Source organism: Fictibacillus sp. 26RED30 (genome assembly GCF_015903845.1).
GTDB lineage: Bacteria > Bacillota > Bacilli > Bacillales > Fictibacillaceae > Fictibacillus > Fictibacillus phosphorivorans.
The window spans coordinates 52,853-72,743 of sequence record NZ_JACZDV010000003.1; the positions used below are offsets into that span (position 1 = coordinate 52,853).

At 41.2% G+C, this 19,891-nt stretch carries 20 protein-coding genes; 1 reads left to right on the top strand and 19 read right to left on the bottom strand.

Going from position 1 to position 19,891, the window contains the following annotated elements; all coding sequences use genetic code 11:
* Positions 1-20: 20 nt before the first annotated feature.
* From IHV11_RS16170 to IHV11_RS16240, 15 genes are all read right to left on the bottom strand, one after another.
* A complete protein-coding gene (locus tag IHV11_RS16170) occupies positions 21-1,394 on the bottom strand; it encodes a PepSY-associated TM helix domain-containing protein (protein ID WP_197195526.1) in 1,374 nt (457 codons plus the stop codon).
* A 119-nt stretch (positions 1,395-1,513) separates the two neighbouring features.
* On the bottom strand, positions 1,514-2,149 hold the full coding sequence (locus tag IHV11_RS16175) for a response regulator (RefSeq protein WP_197195527.1): 636 nt from the start codon (positions 2,147-2,149) through the stop codon (positions 1,514-1,516).
* The gene (locus IHV11_RS16180; protein ID WP_197195528.1) at positions 2,146-2,967 is read right to left on the bottom strand and encodes a sensor histidine kinase; all 822 of its coding nucleotides are present in this window, start codon (positions 2,965-2,967) and stop codon (positions 2,146-2,148) included. The genes IHV11_RS16175 and IHV11_RS16180 overlap by 4 nt, the downstream gene beginning before the upstream one ends.
* Before the next feature lie 86 nt (positions 2,968-3,053).
* Entirely contained in the window at positions 3,054-3,950 is an 897-nt protein-coding gene (locus tag IHV11_RS16185) for a manganese catalase family protein (protein WP_197127065.1), read from the bottom strand.
* 214 nt (positions 3,951-4,164) lie between these two features.
* Positions 4,165-4,344 (bottom strand): 4-oxalocrotonate tautomerase, encoded by a 180-nt coding sequence (locus IHV11_RS16190; protein WP_197195529.1) that lies wholly within the window; start codon positions 4,342-4,344, stop codon positions 4,165-4,167.
* A 10-nt stretch (positions 4,345-4,354) separates the two neighbouring features.
* Positions 4,355-5,155 carry a 2-keto-4-pentenoate hydratase gene (locus IHV11_RS16195; RefSeq protein ID WP_197195530.1) on the bottom strand — a complete coding sequence of 267 codons (801 nt, stop codon included), beginning with the start codon at positions 5,153-5,155 and terminating at the stop codon, positions 4,355-4,357.
* A gap of 3 nt (positions 5,156-5,158) precedes the next feature.
* Complete coding sequence (dmpG, locus tag IHV11_RS16200) at positions 5,159-6,181, bottom strand: 4-hydroxy-2-oxovalerate aldolase (protein ID WP_197195531.1); 1,023 nt, start codon at positions 6,179-6,181, stop codon at positions 5,159-5,161.
* Entirely contained in the window at positions 6,168-7,076 is a 909-nt protein-coding gene (locus IHV11_RS16205; RefSeq protein ID WP_197195758.1) for an acetaldehyde dehydrogenase (acetylating), read from the bottom strand. The genes dmpG and IHV11_RS16205 overlap by 14 nt, the downstream gene beginning before the upstream one ends.
* 26 nt (positions 7,077-7,102) lie before the next feature.
* The gene (locus tag IHV11_RS16210) at positions 7,103-7,888 is read right to left on the bottom strand and encodes a 2-keto-4-pentenoate hydratase (RefSeq protein WP_197195532.1); all 786 of its coding nucleotides are present in this window, start codon (positions 7,886-7,888) and stop codon (positions 7,103-7,105) included.
* Between the two features lie 425 nt (positions 7,889-8,313).
* Positions 8,314-9,783 carry an aldehyde dehydrogenase gene (locus IHV11_RS16215; RefSeq protein ID WP_197195533.1) on the bottom strand — a complete coding sequence of 490 codons (1,470 nt, stop codon included), beginning with the start codon at positions 9,781-9,783 and terminating at the stop codon, positions 8,314-8,316.
* Positions 9,784-9,786: 3 nt separating this feature from the next.
* Entirely contained in the window at positions 9,787-10,257 is a 471-nt protein-coding gene (locus tag IHV11_RS16220; protein WP_197195534.1) for a RidA family protein, read from the bottom strand.
* Positions 10,229-11,275: an amidohydrolase family protein gene (locus IHV11_RS16225; protein WP_197195759.1), complete on the bottom strand. Its 1,047-nt coding sequence runs from the start codon at positions 11,273-11,275 to the stop codon at positions 10,229-10,231. Before IHV11_RS16225 ends, IHV11_RS16220 begins: the two co-directional genes overlap by 29 nt.
* Positions 11,263-11,805 carry a 3-hydroxyanthranilate 3,4-dioxygenase gene (nbaC, locus tag IHV11_RS16230; RefSeq protein ID WP_197195535.1) on the bottom strand — a complete coding sequence of 181 codons (543 nt, stop codon included), beginning with the start codon at positions 11,803-11,805 and terminating at the stop codon, positions 11,263-11,265. The genes IHV11_RS16225 and nbaC overlap by 13 nt, the downstream gene beginning before the upstream one ends.
* A 14-nt stretch (positions 11,806-11,819) precedes the next feature.
* The gene (locus IHV11_RS16235; RefSeq protein ID WP_197195536.1) at positions 11,820-13,307 is read right to left on the bottom strand and encodes a 4-hydroxyphenylacetate 3-hydroxylase family protein; all 1,488 of its coding nucleotides are present in this window, start codon (positions 13,305-13,307) and stop codon (positions 11,820-11,822) included.
* 250 nt (positions 13,308-13,557) lie between these two features.
* Entirely contained in the window at positions 13,558-14,307 is a 750-nt protein-coding gene (locus tag IHV11_RS16240; protein ID WP_197127057.1) for an IclR family transcriptional regulator, read from the bottom strand.
* Between the two features lie 323 nt (positions 14,308-14,630).
* Here IHV11_RS16240 and IHV11_RS16245 point away from each other — a divergent pair, with 323 nt between their 5' ends.
* Positions 14,631-15,776: a histidine kinase N-terminal domain-containing protein gene (locus tag IHV11_RS16245; RefSeq protein ID WP_312035176.1), complete on the top strand. Its 1,146-nt coding sequence runs from the start codon at positions 14,631-14,633 to the stop codon at positions 15,774-15,776.
* Between the two features lie 80 nt (positions 15,777-15,856).
* Here the strand turns inward: IHV11_RS16245 and IHV11_RS16250 are convergent, their stop codons facing one another.
* The 4 genes from IHV11_RS16250 to IHV11_RS16265 all read right to left on the bottom strand — a co-directional run bounded on the left by IHV11_RS16250 (position 15,857) and on the right by IHV11_RS16265 (position 19,866).
* Entirely contained in the window at positions 15,857-16,723 is an 867-nt protein-coding gene (locus IHV11_RS16250; protein WP_197127055.1) for a dimethylarginine dimethylaminohydrolase family protein, read from the bottom strand.
* Between the two features lie 214 nt (positions 16,724-16,937).
* On the bottom strand, positions 16,938-17,756 hold the full coding sequence (nadE, locus tag IHV11_RS16255; protein WP_197195538.1) for an ammonia-dependent NAD(+) synthetase: 819 nt from the start codon (positions 17,754-17,756) through the stop codon (positions 16,938-16,940).
* 15 nt (positions 17,757-17,771) lie between these two features.
* Complete coding sequence (gene nadD / locus IHV11_RS16260; RefSeq protein ID WP_197195539.1) at positions 17,772-18,386, bottom strand: nicotinate (nicotinamide) nucleotide adenylyltransferase; 615 nt, start codon at positions 18,384-18,386, stop codon at positions 17,772-17,774.
* The gene (locus tag IHV11_RS16265) at positions 18,379-19,866 is read right to left on the bottom strand and encodes a nicotinate phosphoribosyltransferase (RefSeq protein WP_197195540.1); all 1,488 of its coding nucleotides are present in this window, start codon (positions 19,864-19,866) and stop codon (positions 18,379-18,381) included. Before IHV11_RS16265 ends, nadD begins: the two co-directional genes overlap by 8 nt.
* Between the last annotated feature and the right edge of the window lie 25 nt (positions 19,867-19,891).

Genomic DNA, 19,891 nt, shown 5'->3' on the forward strand with positions numbered 1-19,891 from the left:
CACCTCTAATAAAATTTATATTATGATAGCCAAGCCTGTAGCGGCTTTACTCTTGGTATAACAAAACGATCAAGCAAGAATACGAAGACGAAAGATATACCTGCAAGTGGCATAACAATACCTGTTATGACCATAAGGATAATGATCCACGGCTTTAACTTTTTGTCTGATTTTTTTGGCACTCCCAATTTCCCGGAAGGTTTACGCTTCTTCCACATGATAAGTGAGAAGATAACGATTGCAACTAAGCCTAGAGCAGCTATTGCTCCTAAAAGCTGATTAGCCAGACCAAAGTAATGACCTTCATGCAGTGCGATTCCGATTGAAATAGCTTTAGCCATCCATCCGTAATCGCTAAACCTTACATCCTCTACGATATCTCCGTTATACTGGTTAAAATAAACGGTAGCTTCATTTTCAGGTTTATCTCTTGAAGAAGCAACAGTAAATACTCCATCTTCTCCTACTGGCATTGAAATCGTGTAAGGCTTTTGAATCTTGTTCTCTTGAGCTAAGTACATCACTTGATCAACAGAGAGTGATCCGTCATCTTTTTTTGATGTTGGAGCAGGATTGTTCTCCGTTGCCCAAGGAATATCTTCTGCGATCTCATCTGTCGTCTTTTCTGCTGTTGGCGCCATGAATGCATAAGTTGGATATCCCGCATTTGCATTCGTCGCCAGCTTGTTGATCTGTTCTCCCATCACACCTGACCACGGCAGACCCGTTACAATAAGAATCAAGATCATCAGTGATAGCCAAAATGCCGTAACTGCATGAAGATCTCGCCAGAACATGCGGCCATTTTTCTTTAAGCGAGGAAAAATCGTCCCCATGAATGTCTTTTTATTCCTTGGCCACCAAATATAAAGCCCCGTTACTAAAATGATGATCGTCCAACATGCAGCCAGTTCAACGAATCTATTGATGAATGTTCCACCAACGATCCACTCGCTGTGCAGTTTGGCTACAACGTTTTTGAAATGATCTTCATCGAGAATGGTTCCCGTTATTGACGCTGCGTATGGGTTTACATAAACCTGTGTAACAACGTCATTTTCTATCACTTTTACTAAAGTAGCTCGATTATCTTCTTTCGGAAGTCTGACCGAACCTATTTCAGCTTCAGGGTACTCCGTTTTAACGGTGTCGATCTGCTGTGAGAGAGGAAGAGATTGATCGCCTTTTTGAACAATAATCTTGTCTTTGTAGATCATCGTCTCAATTTCATCTTGGAATAAATATAGTGCGCCACTTATGGCAAGTAAAATTAAAAAAGGTGCAAAGATAATTCCGCCATAAAAATGCCATCTCCAAAAAGTTTGATAAAGACTATTGGATTTTTTCGATGGATTTTCATTGTTTTCTGGTAACTTATAAGCTGTTGCTTGCATATTTATTTTCTCCTTATTCGTACTCAATATGGAAAAGTATAAACAACAAGCATGAAATGGTAATCACTCTAAAGGGTGATTACGAAAATAAAAATGTGTCAATTGCATGACATTGGAAGTTAAACGATTCCATTGTCGTAAGCATAACTCGCTAATTGTACACGATTTTCTAGATGCAGTTTTCCTAGAATGTTCTTCATATGTGTTTTAACGGTATTCTCAGAAATAGTAAGTACTTTTGAAATGTCCTTGTTCGAATGTCCTTTAGCTACCAACTGCAACACTTCCTGCTCTCTTAAAGAAAGAGATTGTTCAGCTTGTCCATCCTTCTTAAATTCTTTCCATATACGAAAAGCCATCTCTTTCGACATCGGTATTTCATCCATCGCATATGCTTTTAATCCGTTCAGCATATCTTCTGTGTTCAGATTTTTGAGAAGGTATCCTTGTGCACCACGCTTTAAAGCTTCAAACCAGTCCGTTATGTCATAAGAAACTGTCATGATCACTACTTTTACGTTTGGAAACTGCTTCTTAATTTCTTTAGTCGCTTCAAATCCATTCATCTTAGGCATAGAGATATCCATGAGAACAAGATCTGGTATAAGAGCTTCAGTCTTCTCTACGGCTTGTATACCGTTAGAGGCTTCACCCACAATTTTAAACTCGGTCTGATCCTCAAGAATCTCTTTTACTCCTTCTCGTGCTAGATGATGATCATCAACAATTAATAAACGAATAGGCTGTGTCGTCATGCATTTTCCTCCTTTTCAACCGTAACCGTCGTTTTTCCTTCCGTACTGGCGATCCTTAGTTTCCAGTCCATAGAATACGCTCTGTCTTGTAAAATTTTCAGACCAAAGCCGTCCGTTGGCTCTTGTGAATCAAATCCTGATCCTTTATCTACAATGGTACAGATCCATCCTTTTGGAGTAGTCGTAGTATTCAACCATACTTCGTTCGTATTAGCGTGTTTTATAACATTGATAATTGACTCTCGTACACATGCAAACAGCTCAATTTTTTCCTTTGAGGTAAGATCATCGTCTTTTAAACGCCACTCTCGATGAATCTTTAAGTCATGCTGACTCTCCATTTCATTAAAAAATGCATTTAATGCTCGTGTCCACGAAATATCAGCTTCTGCCGGAACGCTACGTAGATTTTGAATAGCACTTCGAGTATCGTCATGAATGTGCTGCAACGTTTTTTTTAGCTTATTATACGATTTATCATCCCTACTAAATTCACTACCCAGCTTGTTCACTTGAACAGAGAGAAAAAATAAAGACTGTGCGATGCCATCATGCAGCTCTTTCGCAATTTTTTCCCGCTCTTCTAAGACTGCTTTCTCAGAACGTTCTCTCTGAAGCTCCTTCTGCATTCGCTCTAATCTTCCAAACAAGATATTCAAAAAGTAAAGCGTAACAAGAAATACAATTATGGCAGAGAGCCAGTTTCCCGTGTTCATGGATATATAAGGCAAGAGAACCGTATGTCTAACGTATTCCCATAAACCAACTGAAATCGTTGGAATGAGCAGGATCAACCATTTAATCTGTCTGTATGTCATCTGCCAGACTTCCCTTCATTTCTTACAAATTCTATAAACATAATAAATCATACCATAAAAAAACCGACGTATTGTACGCCGGTCGATCAACTTATTCCTGCATTCTTCTTCAGTCTTTCAGCAATCTGCATAAAATCTTCATGTGAGATGCCTGGAGCAAACTCTTCTGAGATGGAGCGCAATTCAGGCATTGGGGCACCTTCTGGAGCACCGATTACCGTCTCAAGTGGTCCTCCTAGCGGATGCTGACCAGCCCAGATTAAAGCAATATCTCGATAATCGGTATCACTGAACGTATATAACTTTCGGTGTACGCCTTCTGCTTCAAACTTTCGTGTCGTTTCAAAAGCTGAGTTCTCTAGATCAGGAACTGGCAGCATCTTCTTAATGTCGACGCCTGTAACCATCTCGATCGCTTTTGCATATGCCAAAACATGCACACCACCGCGTACAAGAAGATAGCCGATCATCTCTCGAGCAACAGGGTTACTCGTCATCTCATAAACTCTCATCTTATGTGTTCTGGCTCCACACTCTAAGAAAAAGTTGTGCAGGAGATCAAGGAGTAAGTTTCCGCTGCTGAACACATAATCACCGTTCCAAGCTTTCCCCATCGAATCAAAAGGGAAGGATGTTTGTGCGGTCCCAATAAAATGCTGTGTGTTCCTCTTGTCAGTAGCAGCTGCCATTGGCGCATCATTGACATCACCTGGATGTGTCGTGCCATAGATCATCATATTAATGGTATGTGAAACAAGCTCAACGTGCCCAAATTCTTCTGCAGTAATACTTGAGACGAGATCAAAGAACGGTTTTAATTTCCCTCTTTTTCTAAAGTTAAAAGATTGATACATATAATTATTAAGTGTCGACATCTCACCAAAACGACCGCCTAGCAATTCTTGAACCGCAGCGGCCGCATTCGCATCAGGATTCGTAGGTGTTGGTAGTTCGATCGCCAGCCGGTTATAGCGTTTAAACATAGTGCTCCCTCCTCACGATTGCATGTCGTTTAAGGGTATGTGATGTCAAGATTGTACTATGCTGGTTAATTTTGAATATTGATGAGATGAAGGAAAGGGACAAGATATGAGCACCAACTCCGGAATCGATCATAAATCTCAAGAATCGCTCACAAACCACTTGTATCCCAAAAAGAAAAACCCTTTGCTTAGCAAAGGGTCTCAACTCCCGTTCTTAAACCTTCGGTTTTCCGCCGACTCCCCAATGCTTATTTGGGACCTCTTGGATCAGCACACGGACTTGTTCTTTTTTTACATCCAATGATTCAGCAGCTGCCACGGTTAATCGTTCCATCAGGGTGCTCAACTGTTCATCTGTTCGTCCTTCTATTACATGCACTTGAATGATTGGCATGACACTACACCTATTTCACATATTTTGATGATAGTGTTACAGATCCTAGACCATCGAACTGTGCAACAATCGTGTCATCCATATCAAAAGCAATCGCTTCAGATAATGCCCCGCTCAAAACGATATCTCCTTTTACTAAACCTTCACCACGCTCGGCAAGCTTTTGAACAGCCCACGCTACCGCTTCAGCAGGATGACTAAGAACTGCAGATCCCGCACCGGTTGTCATAATCTCTCCATTCTTACTCATCACCATTCCGACATTCGCCATATCAAGTTCTTCTGGCCGAACCATCTTGCTTCCTAAAATCAATTTGGCGGATGAGCAATTGTCTGCCACAACATCAGGAAGGGTAAAACGAAAGTCCTTGTAACGGCTGTCGATTACTTCGATCGCAGCTACCACATACTTTGCCGCCCTCATGACATCTGATGCTGTCACATCTTTTCCCATCAAATCCTCACCCATAATAAAAGCGATCTCTGGTTCAGCTTTTGGATGGATGAGACGGTGTTGCTGTAAGGGTTCCCACTCGAATGCGAGCATATCACTCAACAGATAACCGTATATCGCTTCATGAACGCCCATCATCTCTTGTTTCGCTTTACTCGTTAGTCCTAGCTTAATTCCTATACGCTTTGTTTGTGTCTTCTCCATGCGTCTTTCGATCAATTTTTTTTGCAGATCGTATGCTTCTTCAATAGATAGTTCAGGATATTGGTCTGTAATCTTGACCACTTCCGTCACATCACTTTCCGCTCTTAAGAGATAATCAACCAAATCCACTTTCGTCTTATTCGTAACCGTCATCTTCTACACCTCCAGTTTGGCTTTTAGGTCAGCTGCAACTTCTAGGATTAGATCCTCTTGGCCACCTACGGCTTTTCGTTTGCCTAATTCTATTAAGATATCTCTTGAATCCACACCAAAGCGTTTACCCGCACGTTCTGCATGTAAAAGAAAGCTTGAATAAACCCCTGCATATCCCATAGCTAAACTTCCTCTTCGAATTTCCTGTGCACCCGGCAGCATCGGTCCGATTACATCTTCTGCTAGGTCCATCATTTTGTAGAGATCAATACCTGTGTGTATTCCCATGCGCTCAAGTACAGCAAGCAATACCTCTGTTTGCGTATTTCCTGCTCCTGCACCTAAACAGCGGACACTTCCATCGATGCGTGTCGCTCCTTCTTCAATCGCAACAAGTGTATTAGCAACTGCTACTGATAGATTGTTATGTGCGTGAAATCCCACTTCAATATCAAGTGATCCCCGCAAAGCCGCAATTCTTTCTTTTACTTCATGCGGCAATAATGCTCCCGCGGAATCCGTTACATACACACCTTGTGCTCCATAAGACTCCATCAACTTTGCTTGTTCGAGAAGCTTTTCAACAGGCGCAGAATGAGCCATCATCAAAAACCCCATCACTTCCATACCAAGTTCACGTGCCATATAGATATGTTGAGCGGATACATCAGCTTCTGTCACATGTGTTGCCACACGAACAAGACTCGCTCCTAATCTTCCCGCTTGCTTAAGCTCATGAACCGTTCCAATACCAGGCAGCAAAAGAACAGCAACTTTCGCCTGCTTACACACACCCGCAGCTGTTTCAATCAACTTCATCTCATCTACAAGCGATCTTCCATACTGAAGCGTTGAGCCCCCCAAACCATCACCGTGACTGACTTCAATGTAATGCATACCTGCTTCATCAAGTGCTTTTGCTGCATCATACACTTGCTTTTCTGTGAACTGATGAGCCATCACATGACTGCCATCACGAAGACAGACTTCTGTAAACTTTAGCGGCAAATTGCTATTTCGTTTCATATGCTGTCACCGCCTTATCCATTTCCCCTTGCCCTAAATGATGTTTAGCAACCATTTCTCCAGCTTGTTTAGCGGCTGCAGTCATAATATCAAGATTACCGGCATACTTCGGAAAATAGTTGCCAGCTCCTTCTACTTCAACAAAAACGGTGATGCGATTCCCATCAAATAGCAGCTCCTGTTTTAATCGGTATCCAGGAACATAGCTCTGTACCTTTTTCTCCATATTTAAAATAGCCGTTCTAATTTTCTCAACATCAACAAGCTTTACTTCGCAATAAATCGTCGCTCTCATTAAAATCGGAGGATCAGCTGGATTTAAGATAATAATGGCTTTTCCGATATCCGCTCCACCAACTTCCTCGATGCCACGCCGTGTTGTGATCGTAAATTCATCAATATTTGCACGCGTACCTGGACCTGCGCTTAAGGATGAAATCGTTGCTACAATCTCACCATATGAAACGTCAGCAGCTTCATTTATTGCGTGAATCATCGGGATGGTAGCTTGCCCGCCACAAGTAATCATATTGATGTTCCGAGATTGCATATGTTCACCTGAATTAACCGGCGGACACACGAAAGGTCCAACGGCAGCAGGCGTCAAATCAATCACTGTTTTTCCCATATCTTTTATAATCTCTGCATGCCGTAAGTGAGCTTTAGCTGAAGTTGCATCAAAAACAATATCAGCTAACTCTGGACGTTCAACAAAGTCATTAATTCCGTTCGTAAATACTCTGTACCCTGCAGAGTTGGCTCGTCTTAAGCCTTCAGACTCCGGATCGATTCCAATCATCGCCGTTAGTTCTAAATAGTCACTTTTTTGAAGCTTGTACATCAGATCCGTACCAATATTCCCCGAACCAATTATGGCTGCTTTCATCTTTTTCAATGTATTAGGTCCTTTCTGCACAGTTTTTAATCCCGAAATGAGATGGTTACTGAACCTAGTTTTCCAAAAGAGGCAGTCACTTCATCGCCTGAATCTATGTCTATCGCAGCAGACAGTGCACCTGGCAGAATTAACTCTCCCGCTTTTAATGAAATGTTGTAGTCTGCTAGTTTATTTGCAAGCCATGCTATGGCATGTGCTGGATGCCCAAGAGCCGCAGCTCCGGCTCCAGTCGCCGTCACTTCACCATTCTTTAAAAGTGTCATGCTCAGTGTGCGCAAATCAATTTGGTCCATCTCGTAAAATGGTTTCCCTACAACTGCTCTAGCCGATGAACCGTTGTCAGCGACAGTATCCACAAGCTGAATCTTCCAATCTTCTATTCTGCTATCGATAATTTCAAGTGCCGGCACAATCGCTTCTGTTGCCATCAGTACATCCACGTATGTCACATTCGGACCCCGTAAGTCTTCTTTTAAAATAAAGCCGATTTCCGCTTCTGCTTTCGGTTTAATAAAATCTTTTCTGCTGAGAACACCGCCAGAGTCAACCTTCATATGATCTAACAGATGACCGTAATCAGGCTCATCAACCCCAAGCATATTTTGCATCGCCTTACTCGTGAGCCCTACCTTTTTTCCTATCACCACACGACCTGCTTCAAGCTTCCTTTCAACCCACTCAAGCTGAATTTCATATGAATCCTTTACCGACAATTCTGGGAAACGTTTGGATAGTGGCTCTACCGGAGTCAGCTTCTCTTCTGCTTTTAAAAGTTCTTCCGTTAATTTTGAAATCACTTGCTTTTGCATCTTACTTCCTCCTTTCTTTTTTCAACGCTGCTTTAGCTATTCTTATTGATTTTGAAAGTGTTGATTTCGTTCCAGATGCTCGCTTTCCGCGGGGCAGGCGGTGAGCCCCTTGCCGCTTTGCGCCCCTAAGGGTCTCACCTGTCTAGTTGCAGTGGCTAGCCCCTCGAGGTTAAAAGTTTAACGGTCAAGAAGGCAAAGTACGCCTTCATAGCCCATTCAACTTTTGCTTGTCGGGGCTGATCGAGCCACTTCCACTTTTCAAACTGACCGCTTGTCCCGCAGGAGTCTCGCATCTTCCACTCCAATCAACTTTTCAAAGTAGAGAATTGAATAAAATGCCTTAGAAGCAACAAACTTAAACTTAAAAAACAGTCTTTTTACATAGAGCAAAACGCGACTGGAATCCAATCACGTTTTACACATTTCTATAACTTCATCGTGATCGTCTTCGCTTCTGAATAAAACTCGAAGCTGTGTCTTCCGCCTTCACGCCCGATTCCGCTTGCCTTAGAACCGCCAAATGGCGTACGCAAGTCTCGTATGTACCAGCAGTTGATCCACAAGAGACCAGAATCTACAGCTGCCGAAACACGTTGAGCGCGGCGTAAATCGTTCGTCCAAACAACACCCGCCAAACCGTACTGTGAATCGTTTGCAATACGAATTGCGTCTTCTTCTGTTTTAAACGGTATGACAACGAGCACAGGTCCAAATATCTCCTCTTGTGCAACACGCCATTTATTGTTCACATCATATAAAACGGTAGGTTCATAGAAGTTTCCGTTCCCGAGCCCCTCAACCCGTTTACCCCCGCAAGCGAGTTTGGCTCCTTCTTTAATTCCGATGTCCACAAACGTTTCTACCGTCTCCAAGTGACTTTTTGACACGAGTGCACCCATGTCGGTATCTTCCTGAGTAGGGTCACCTACTTTAATTTTTTTCACAGCTGAAACAAACTTGTCCATAAACTGATCATAAATGCTTTCTTGCAAAAGCAGACGGGAACCGGCAAGGCAGATCTCGCCTTGATTTCGGTAGATCGCATCTATAGACCCTTTTACCGCTTCATCAAGATCTGCATCTTCAAAAACGATGTTTGCCGACTTTCCACCTAACTCCAGCGAAACCGGAATCAAATTTTCAGCCGCGTTCTTCATAATCGTTTTCCCAGTGTTCGATTCACCTACAAAAGAGATGCGGCGGACGTTTGGATCAGTCGTCATCGCTGACCCCATCGTGCTTCCTGGCCCAGTGATAATGTTTAATACACCTGGCGGAAGTCCTGCTTCATTTGCGATTTCGCCAAACATGACAGCAGAAAGAGGTGTATATGATGCGGGCTTAACGACAACTGTGTTTCCAGCCGCTAGTGCTGCGGAAGCTTTCCATGTCATCTGCATGAACGGCAGATTCCAAGGGATAATCAGACTTGTAACTCCAGCTGGACTGTATTTGGCGTATGACATGATATTGTGTTTGTCATAATGCTCACTCACCATGTACTTGGACATCTCAGCAAAAAAACGGAAATTGGAGGCCGCTCGTGGAATATCAAACCCTCGGCTCTCTTTGATCGGTTTTCCTACGTCGAGTGTCTCTACCATCGCAAGTTCATCCACGTTTTCCATAATAAGGTCTGACATTTTACATAAAATTTCGGATCGTTCTTCTACAGGCATCTTGCTCCAGACGCCGCTATCATAGGCATTTCTGGCAGATTGAATCGCTCGTTTCGCATCTTGTTCACTGCCGTTTGCAACAAGCGCTAATCTCTCATTTGTTGCAGGGTTGATGGATTCAAAGGTTTCACCCGAAAGTGCATCGACATATTCTCCATCAATGAACAATTTTGCGTTATTCACTTTTACTTGATGCGTGAGGGTTTCTGCTTTCATTTGTTAGTCCCCCTTCTCTTCTTCCACTTCAACAATCATTTCAATTTCGATTGCCGTTCCGCCTGGCAGCTGGGCCATTCCAACTGCTGATCGGGCATGCTTTCCTTTCTCGCCAAAAACATCAACCAAAAGATCTGACGCACCGTTGATTACTTTTGGCTGATCGATAAAATCCTCCGTGCAATTCACGAATCCAAGAAGTTTTACAATGCGTTTTACTTTATTTAAACTTCCAAGCTCGTTCTGAACCACTGCCAGCAAATTCAGCATGGATTGGCGAGAAGCGGCATACCCGTCTTCTAAGGATAAGTCTCTTCCTAGCTTTCCGTGGTATTGATCGACACCTTGTCCGGCTGTAAATAGAAGATTACCCACTCTTACACAGCCAACATAGTTTCCGACAGCTCTGCGCACTTCAGGCAATATGATTCCTAACGCTTCAAGCTTATCCTCCGGTGTTTGAATGACTTGCAACGGCTGCACCCCGCTTTCTTTTACCAAGACTTAAAAATTCAGCAGCGTTTCCGCCAAACATCCCTTTACGCTGTTCATCCGTCAGCTCAAGCGTTTCGTCCAGGACTTTTCCGGGATTCACTTCACGTAGCAGAAACGGATAATCTGAACCCATAAAGATCTTATCTGAACCGAATCGCTCCATCATATAGCGGATGTTCATCGGATCGTAATTTAATGAATCAAAATAAAACTGCTTTGCATAATGACTTGGGGGATGTGTTGTCAGGCGAAGATGCGGCCACACCTGCCATCCTTGATCAAGACGCGGAATCAAGTAAGGAAACGAACCTCCTCCATGAGCAAAACAAATTTTCAGTTTAGGGAATTTTTCCATCATACCGCTCCAGATAAGTGAAGCTGCGGCTAATGCCGTTTCACTCGGCATCCCGATCGTATACATAAAGTTATGGTTTGGCATACGCTCTTTCCCAAGCGTTTCCCACGGATGAATAAAGAGCGGCACTTCCCACTTTTCCGCCATCTCAAAAAACGGAAGAAAGTCAGGATGATCGAGATTCTGTCCATTTATATTTGTTCCAATTTCGATTCCATGAAGTCCAAGGTCATTCATACAGCGTTCCATTTCACGGATCGCCGTTTCTGAATCCTGCATGGGAACCGTTCCTAGACCAGCAAAGCGGTCGGGATATTCATTCACGGTTTCGGCTATAAAGTCGTTCTGTATCCTTGCCATCATTTCCGCTTGTTCAGGTGGAGCCCAGTACGAGAATGTAACAGGGATCGGGGATAGCACTTGAATGTCTACCCCTTCACGGTCCATGTCCTGTATTCGTTTTTTCGGATCCCATACTTGGTCAGTTACATCTCTAAAATTTTTCCCGCCTACCATAATGGCTGCGCCGCAAGCACAAGTCCTGTTTAACACCGGCCACCTTTCTCCACCATATTTTTCGGCAAAGTCAGGAAACGACTCTGGAATGATATGCGTGTGAAAGTCGATTCTTAGCACTTCCATTCCTCCACGTTCTCTGGCATCTGATAGCCACAGTCTTTGCATAGACGAACGCGCTCATTCGAGTTAAAGCTATGAATCGCTTCTTTTACTTGTTTCTCAATATCACTCAATTGCACCGTCACGCGATGCATCTCAGAATCACAGCGGTCACAGAACCAAACAAAGTCTTCAAGCTCACCTTGTGCACGTTTACGCTCAATGACTAGACCATACGAGTTCGCCACGCGATGCGGCGAGTGCGGAACCATCGCCGGCAGCATGAACACGTCTCCTTCTTTTACTTCAACCACTTCACGCTTGCCGTGTTTATTAATGATCTCCACATAACAGCTGCCTTTGATCTGAAAAAAGAACTCATCTGAAGGATCTACGTGAAAATCACGTCTTTTGTTCGGACCACCTAATATCATGGCGATAAATTCGGAATCTTGCCAAATGACTTTGTTGTTGACTGGGGGCTTGAGCAAGTCTTTGTTTTCGTCGATCCATTTTAATAAATTAAACGATTTTAAAGTTGCTGTTGTACTCATCTGAGTTCCTCCTTTTATTTAGCGAGCTTAGGCTTGTCCTTCACGAATTCATTTGTTACTGATAGTGCTTCATCAACCATAGAGAACTTCGCTTTTCTTTTATAACCGTTATAAAAGATTGCTCTCTTTCGAATCGGATCTCCCGTATAATAGCGCTCATATTGTACGAGGCGCTGGCCGAATGCTTCTCCACAGAGATCCCAAGCCAGTTTAAAAAGCTTAACGCGCTCTAATGAATCAACACCTTCACGGCCTAAATAATATTTATCAATCTCACTTCGAATTTCTGGAGCATTAAAGTCGTTGCCTGTCGGTGACATAAGAAGCCCGCCTGCTCCAATAATCTGCATCACTTCAATCGCTCTAGGATACATTTTAGGAAGCATTCCTCTTATTGTTTCTAGCGCTGCTGCATTTGGCATCACTTCACCAGATGCTGTCGTTTCATACTCATATTCAGCTACTCTTAATAATGAGCGGATTACTTCCACGTTCTGTACGAGTTCACCTAAGTCGTTCTGTACATTCAGATATCCATCAACACCAATAGAATCTGCAAGTTTACAAGCAACTTCTGTCGCAAATGCAAGTTTCACATATCCTCTTACACCAGACTGATGAGCTGGCTGCTGAGCGATCCCAGTCTTAGGATAAAGTAGGTTAGCTGCCTCCACATTGTTATAAAGAAAGACACGATCCCACGGTACAAGAACATCATCAAAGACAAGCAATGCATCCATCTCTTCAAAACGGGATGCTAACGGATGATCGAACTGCGAACGTTTTCCATCTTGCATAGGTTCACGGCAAAGCAATTTAAGTCCAGGCGTGTCCACAGGAACTGCAAAAGCTAGAGCATAACGTTCATCACCAGGCGCAAATCCTGGGAATGAATAGATGATGACTTCGTCAGTAATCGGCGCTAATGTAGCGAGCATTTTGGCTCCCCTAACGATTAAACCATCAGGTGTTTCTTCAACAGCACCTAAATGTGTATACATATCTTTTTGTCCATGAGAATTCTTGCTGCGGTCATTTTGAGGGTTGATGATGGCGTGCGTTAAAAACAGATCGTTGGTCTTCAAGTAGTTGTAGTAGTTCTTAATATTCAGCGACCATTCGGGATTATATTGATCGAGGAACCATCCGTTATTGGCCATACCTGTCACTACCACGTTAAGAAAATCGGGTGTTCTCCCCATCAATCCGAAGGTGGACCTTGCATAGATCTCAAACAGCTGACTTCTTGCCATCATCTCTTCATAAGTTGTAGGGTGAAGAAATGAATTGTTGACTCGTTCTCCTGTCTCTTTACAAATATGAGTGATGTCATTTTGATATTTTGGATCATGTTGCAAATCGTACAATTTGGCGATCTCAGCTATCGGTTGTTTAAAAACAGGTTCGTTTACAATGTCTGCAACTCTCCTGCCTTCCATCCAAATCTCAGGTGAACGTGACTTGAGCCCATCTATATATTGAGCACCTGTTCGAATTCCCATCCAATCTGCCTCCTCTATTAAAGATATGTGAATTTGTTTCCACTATAAAAGAAAGCGCTTTCAATTTACTACCATGAAATTTCACATTATGAAATCGTCAGAAAATTTTATTAATTATTCTCACTAAAATAAAATATACATAATGCTCTGAGGTGCAATGTTCGAAGAAGCTATTAGCTGAATGAATAGACATTTGGAGTAAATGTGGAAGAATTTTATATAGCGTGTAGCGGATAGAAGGATAACGTTATTATAGAACGCTTATATAGCCTAATTCTTTTGAGATAGACTCTGCTGTTTTTACAACATGACGAATCATAGATTGAGTATCCTGCCCGACCATATAGGATACAGGTCCTACCATGTTAAGAGCAGCAATAATTTGTCCTGTATAAGACTTAATCGGGGCAGCAATCCCATATAAGCCCATCTCATTTTCATTGTTACTGATGGCATATCCATTTGAACGAATAACTTCAAACTCATTCTTTAATTTTTCAACACATGTAATCGTATTTGGAGCTCGGCGAAGCAAGCCTCTTGAGATGGTCGGCTTAATCATGGAAGGATTGAATGCAAGCAATACTTTACCTGTGCTTGTACAATAGGCAGGTTTTGTATCACCTATAAAAGTAGGAACTGAAACTGAGTTTGAAGAAGCTACTCTGAGAACAAAGCGGACTTCTCCACGATCAAGCATTCCGATATGTACAGTCGCATTAAACCTTCTTACAAGGCCTTCACATAGAGGAAGTGCTTCTGTGTTGATATCTTGCTGATACATCACGTGGTTGCTCCATTCTAGCAATTTCCATCCTAATCTATATTTTTTCTGGCTGTCTTGAATCAATATGCCCTCTGAGCACAGAGTACGAACTAAGTGATGTACTGTGCTTGCATTCATGTTTAACTTTTCTGCAATCTGCAAGTTTCCTAACGCGGGTTCATCTTTGGTGAAACAATTTAATATCCTTGAAATTTTTTGAACAGATGAAATCACAATTTCTCCTCCTCAAACGAGTTTGATACAGATGAAATCACTAAAATATATTTCGTATAGTACGTAAAATTTAAAGGATAGTTTTTCTTCTATAACGAAGATGTATAAACAATAGGAGTTTATGAGATTATGAATGATTTCGTTGCTCTCTGCCCAAATACCTACATAATTTTCATAATTTAATGAAAAAAATGTAAACTGCATATGGCATTTCGTCCATATTTCAATTACTATATGTAGTATAAATACTTTTATATATCAAATGATTACTGATTCAGTTCTTTATTCTTTCCATGATTTTAATGGTGAAAGAGGTGCGAGCGGTGGACATAACAGAAAGTCTAGTCACTTATATGGATGATAACTTGCCTACATACTTACATGATTGGCACCAGAGAATCGTGATATCGAATCATGATGTACATAAAGAAAAAGTGATAGAGAATGCCTTACATATGGTTGAGCTCGTTAAACAATCCTTACGAGGCGAGCTATCTCCTGAAAAAATTATGCACCTCGCACATGAAGTAGCGCTTCAGCGGTTAGAAGCCAAGATTAATATTGGTGAATTTGTTTATAATGTGAACCTTGGACGAAGTGAAATCGTCCGTTTCGTGACGGGCTCCGGCATATCCATTGAACAGCTTCAGCCTGTAATTGAAACGATCAATTCACTTTTTGATGAGTTTTTATATCACGCAGTTAAGAAGTATACACAGTTGAAGGATATCGAGATTGAGGAAAAAACAGAATTCATCGATCAAAGTCACAAAGAACGTTTAACCATTTTGGGGCAGATGTCATCTAGCTTTGTACATGAGTTCAGAAATCCGTTAACAGCTGTTATGGGATTTGTAAAACTCATGCAGCAAGAAAATCCAAACATGAAATACATTGATATCATCAGTCATGAATTAACTCAATTAAACTTTCGAATCTCTCAATTTCTTCATGCCTCTAGAAAAGGGGTACAAGAACGTGAAGCGGAGGATTTTGCTTTAGAAGATTTATTCACAGATATCTTAGATTTTATGTATCCAAGTTTAGTTGATGCAGATGTTACGGTTATTCCGCGTGTTGATCCTACGATTACTTTGCGGGCACACAAGGATGAGTTGAAACAAGTTTTGCTTAATCTCATCATGAACTCGATCGATGCGTTGCGCCAGATGAAACAGAATCGCCGAATCATGATCTTTAGCAAGATCGAAAATAACGATAACGTACATATCACCATTTCTAATAATGGCCCAGCTATTCCACCTGAAACAATCAGTACGATCTTCGAGCCTTTTTTTACTACAAAAGAATTGGGGACAGGTATAGGACTATTTGTGTGTAAAAAAATTATTGAAAAACACAATGGTTCCATCAGTTGTTCATCCGATGATAACATAACGACCTTCACCATCGTACTTCCTCTTCAAGGTACTATGCAGGAAGAAGAGACTTCTCAAATAGAAATATAGAAAGGAACTTGGAAAACGTCCAAGTTCCTCTTTAATATAGAAAAAGAATCTTCCACTAGCAAATACTACCGCATAAACCCTTAGTGCATCTCTTCACGATATAAAGGCATTGAACAGCAGCGGAAAGATCCACCTGATTTTATGATCTCAGAAATGTCCACTTCGAGTATTTCATAACCTCTTTCACGAAGCGCCCTATTTACGTTTTCATTAATAGGAAGACTCAAAACCTTTTTGTTTCCTATGGATAACACGTTCGTACCCAACGTAAATTGTTCTTCTTTCTCTACTTCAATCACATTAAACGTAGAAGCAAGCATCTGATAGTCTTTTTCTTCGAAAGCTGGTTTGTAAATCAGAGCATCTTTTTCAGACAAAATGTTAAATACACAATCTAAATGTAGATAGATAGGATCAAATGGAACTGCTACGACATTCATATGAGGAACCTGTGATTGAAGTTCTTGAATGGTTTCCTCAGACGTTCTTCCACTCACCCCGATATAAACAGTATCACCATGGACGATTACGTCTCCACCTTCAATCCTGTCTCCTTCGATCAATGAAAGATTGATCTGATGTTCTAACAACCAGTTTCGCAAGACCTTCTCTTCACCATCTCTAATGTTGCTTCCCATCCGAGAAACGAAGACGGTTTCACCGATCGTAAACCCTATATCGCGAGTGAAAACTTGTTCTGGGAACTTTTCCATCGCAGGAAGCTTATAAACGTCTACACCATTTTTTTTCATCGTATCTACGAAGAGTTGATGCTGTTTCATCGCTCGTTTCATGTTGATGTTATCTTTAGCAAAATGGCGCTGTGTTTCATTAATAATTTCATCGATCTTCATATATCTCGGTTCACACACAATTACTTTTTTTAATGTGCCGTATTCACTATCACAGTTCACGTATTTGTATTCTCCTTTTATTACGGTAGCCATCTATAATCCTCCATGCGCTCATAAGGTATTTATAAGGCTCTTCCCTAAATCAATAGTCCCGTAAACGTTTTTTGCATCTTTCATTAGTTTATTTATATTTTTTCCAAAAATAGCTAAAAAGTTAACTTCTTTTAAAAATATTTAGGAAAATACAACAAAACAGCTGACTCAAAGGTACCCTAAGTAAGTACCTTTTAGAATCAGCTGTTATTATTTATTTCCACCATTCATCATGAAGAGATGCGGGAAGCTGTCTTTTATGTTCAGTTTGAAGATAACGTTCTTCAATTCGCTTTGCTGTTTGATCAGCAACGACTTTTCCTTCTAGATAATCGTCTAATTCATCGTACGTTATACCTAGTTCTGCTTCATCGGCTTGCTGTGGTTTTTCATCTAATAGGTCAGCCGTTGGTTGTTTGACATACAATCTTTCTGGCGCTCCTAATTCTTTTAACAGCATTTTACCTTGACGCTTTGTTAAACCGGCAAGTGGAAGGATATCTGCCCCTCCATCTCCATACTTCGTAAAAAATCCCGTTATCGCTTCAGCCGCGTGATCTGTTCCTATCACTAATAAGTTTGCCTGACCAGCTACAGCATACTGTGTGATCATCCTTACTCTTGCTTTGACATTTCCTTTATTAAAATCAGAAAGCGGCTGTGAAACATACGTTTTATAGTTTTTTGAAAAAACATCTACTGTTTCTTTAACATTGAAAGAAATTCGTTCATCAGGGTTAATAAATGACAGTGCAATTTCAGCATCCTCGTCATCTCTTTGTGTTCCGTATGGCAGGCGAACGGCAACAAATTTCACGATGTAACCTGATCCTCTTAGCTCTTCTACTGCGACCTGTGCCAGTCGCCCTGCTAATGTAGAGTCTTGGCCACCACTTATTCCTAGGACGAAACCTTTTGCTTTTGATTGAACAAGGTATTGTTTTAAGAAGTTTACTCTGTTTCGTATTTCAGTCGAAGCTACTATATTTGATTTTGTATGGAGATCACTCATAATTCTTAACTGCAAAGACATTAATCATTCCTCCTATCACTTGTACAGATCATGTTTTTTTATATATTCGTAACAAGCGTCAGGCAACAGATATCTTGGCTCGCCACCTTTAGAAAATTCATCACGGATATAAGTGCTGCTGATTTCCATAGACAGTCCTTTATCGATCAGATGAAATTTTGTACCATCATCATGATTTCTTAGGATTGGAGAGCGAGAGATCGTTTTCACCATATTGATCTCGTCCCTTGCCATCACAATAAACTTATTGTTTGAGATTAACTCTTGGTCATACTTCCACTTACCATCTGCAATATCAACCAACAGATCAGCTCCCATAATGAAGTACACTTCATCATCAGGATATTTTTCTTTAAAATGTTCCATCGTGTAATACGTGTATACTTCCCAAGCTTCTTGAAGCATTTCGTGATCATCCGCTATAAATGTATGATTATTAGCTATTGCGAGTTGAAGCATCTCCCAGCGATGAGCATCTGAGGTTTTCATCGTTTTATCTTTTCGTTTACTTGAGCATGGTAGAAAGATCACTTTATCTAGTTTACAGCGATGTGCGACAGTACTTGCTGTCCATAGATGCACATTCGTTATCGGGTCAAAAGATGATCCATAGATTCCAATCTTACCCATTGTGAGATACTCCTTCTTCCATTATTAACATAACTTTTGTTTGTACTTCCTGTATGTTCTTCATCTTGTTATCCCAGCATTCTTGACTAAGGTCAACAGGATATTCTTCCGGATGCATCGTGCGTTTGTATTCGTCCCATAGCACTTCAAGGTTTTCTTTTGCAAAGAGCTGTATCTCTTTAAGAGTGGGAGTTTCATAGACTACATTACCTTCTACAAAAACATCTTGATGAAGCTCTTTCGCTTTAAAGTTTGTTACAAATTTACTGATAAATGTATGAACGGGATGAAACATTTTGAGTCTAGGTTCTTCTTGAGGCGTTTCATTGTCCAGTGCAATGTAGTCGCCTTCAGATTTATTATTCAATGTATTGATGATTCGATAGACTTTTTTCAAACCAGGAGTCGTTACCTTTTCAGGATTTCCACTGATTTTGATCGTGTCTGCCATATTTCCTTGTTCGTCTTCAATTGAGACGAGCTTGTAGACCGCTCCTAAAGCTGGCTGGTCATAAGCAGTGATCAGTTTTGTACCGATTCCCCAAGAATCTATTTTTGCACCTTGGGCTTTTAGATTAATAATCGTATTCTCATCCAGATCATTTGAAGCTATAATCTTAGTATCTGTGAATCCTGCCTCGTCAAGCATCTTTCTAGCCTCTTTTGAAAGGTAAGCAAGATCTCCACTATCTAAACGAATTCCCTTAAAGTTGATCTTGTTTCCTAATTCTTTGGCAACCTTAATCGCTGTAGGTACTCCAGATCGCAATGTATCATACGTATCGACTAAAAACACACAGTCTTTGTGACGTCGAGCATATTTATGGAAAGCTGTATATTCATCACGGTACGTTTGGACGAGAGCATGAGCGTGAGTACCTGCAACAGGTATACCGAACCGTTTTCCAGCTCTAACATTAGAAGTAGCTTCAAAACCACCGATAAACGCGGCTCTCGTTCCCCAAATCGCTGCATCCAACTCTTGTGCTCTGCGTGTTCCAAATTCCATCACTCGTTCTTCGCCAACTACTTGTTTAATGCGGGATGCTTTTGTAGCGATGAGTGTCTGATAGTTCACGATATTTAGAATAGCTGTTTCAATAAGCTGTGCCTCTGCTAATGGTGCTTCTATTCGTATGATAGGTTCGTTCGCAAAGACCAGTTCTCCCTCAACCATTGAGCGAACAGTACCCGTAAATTTCACTTGCTGCAGATACTCCAAATAATCTTCTCCGTACCCCAGTTCTTCTCGAAGGTAATCAATATCAGTTGTTGTAAACTTAAAGTTCTTCAAATAATCTATAATTCTTTCTAATCCAGCAAATACAGCATAACCGTTCCCGAAAGGAAGTTTACGAAAGAAGACTTCAAATACAGCCTTTTTATTATGAATGCTGTCCTCCCAGTATGTTTCCGCCATATTAATCTGGTAAAGATCTGTGTGGAGCGTTAAGCTATCATCAGCATATTGATTGTTCATTTTAATTACCTCCAAGTGAATGATT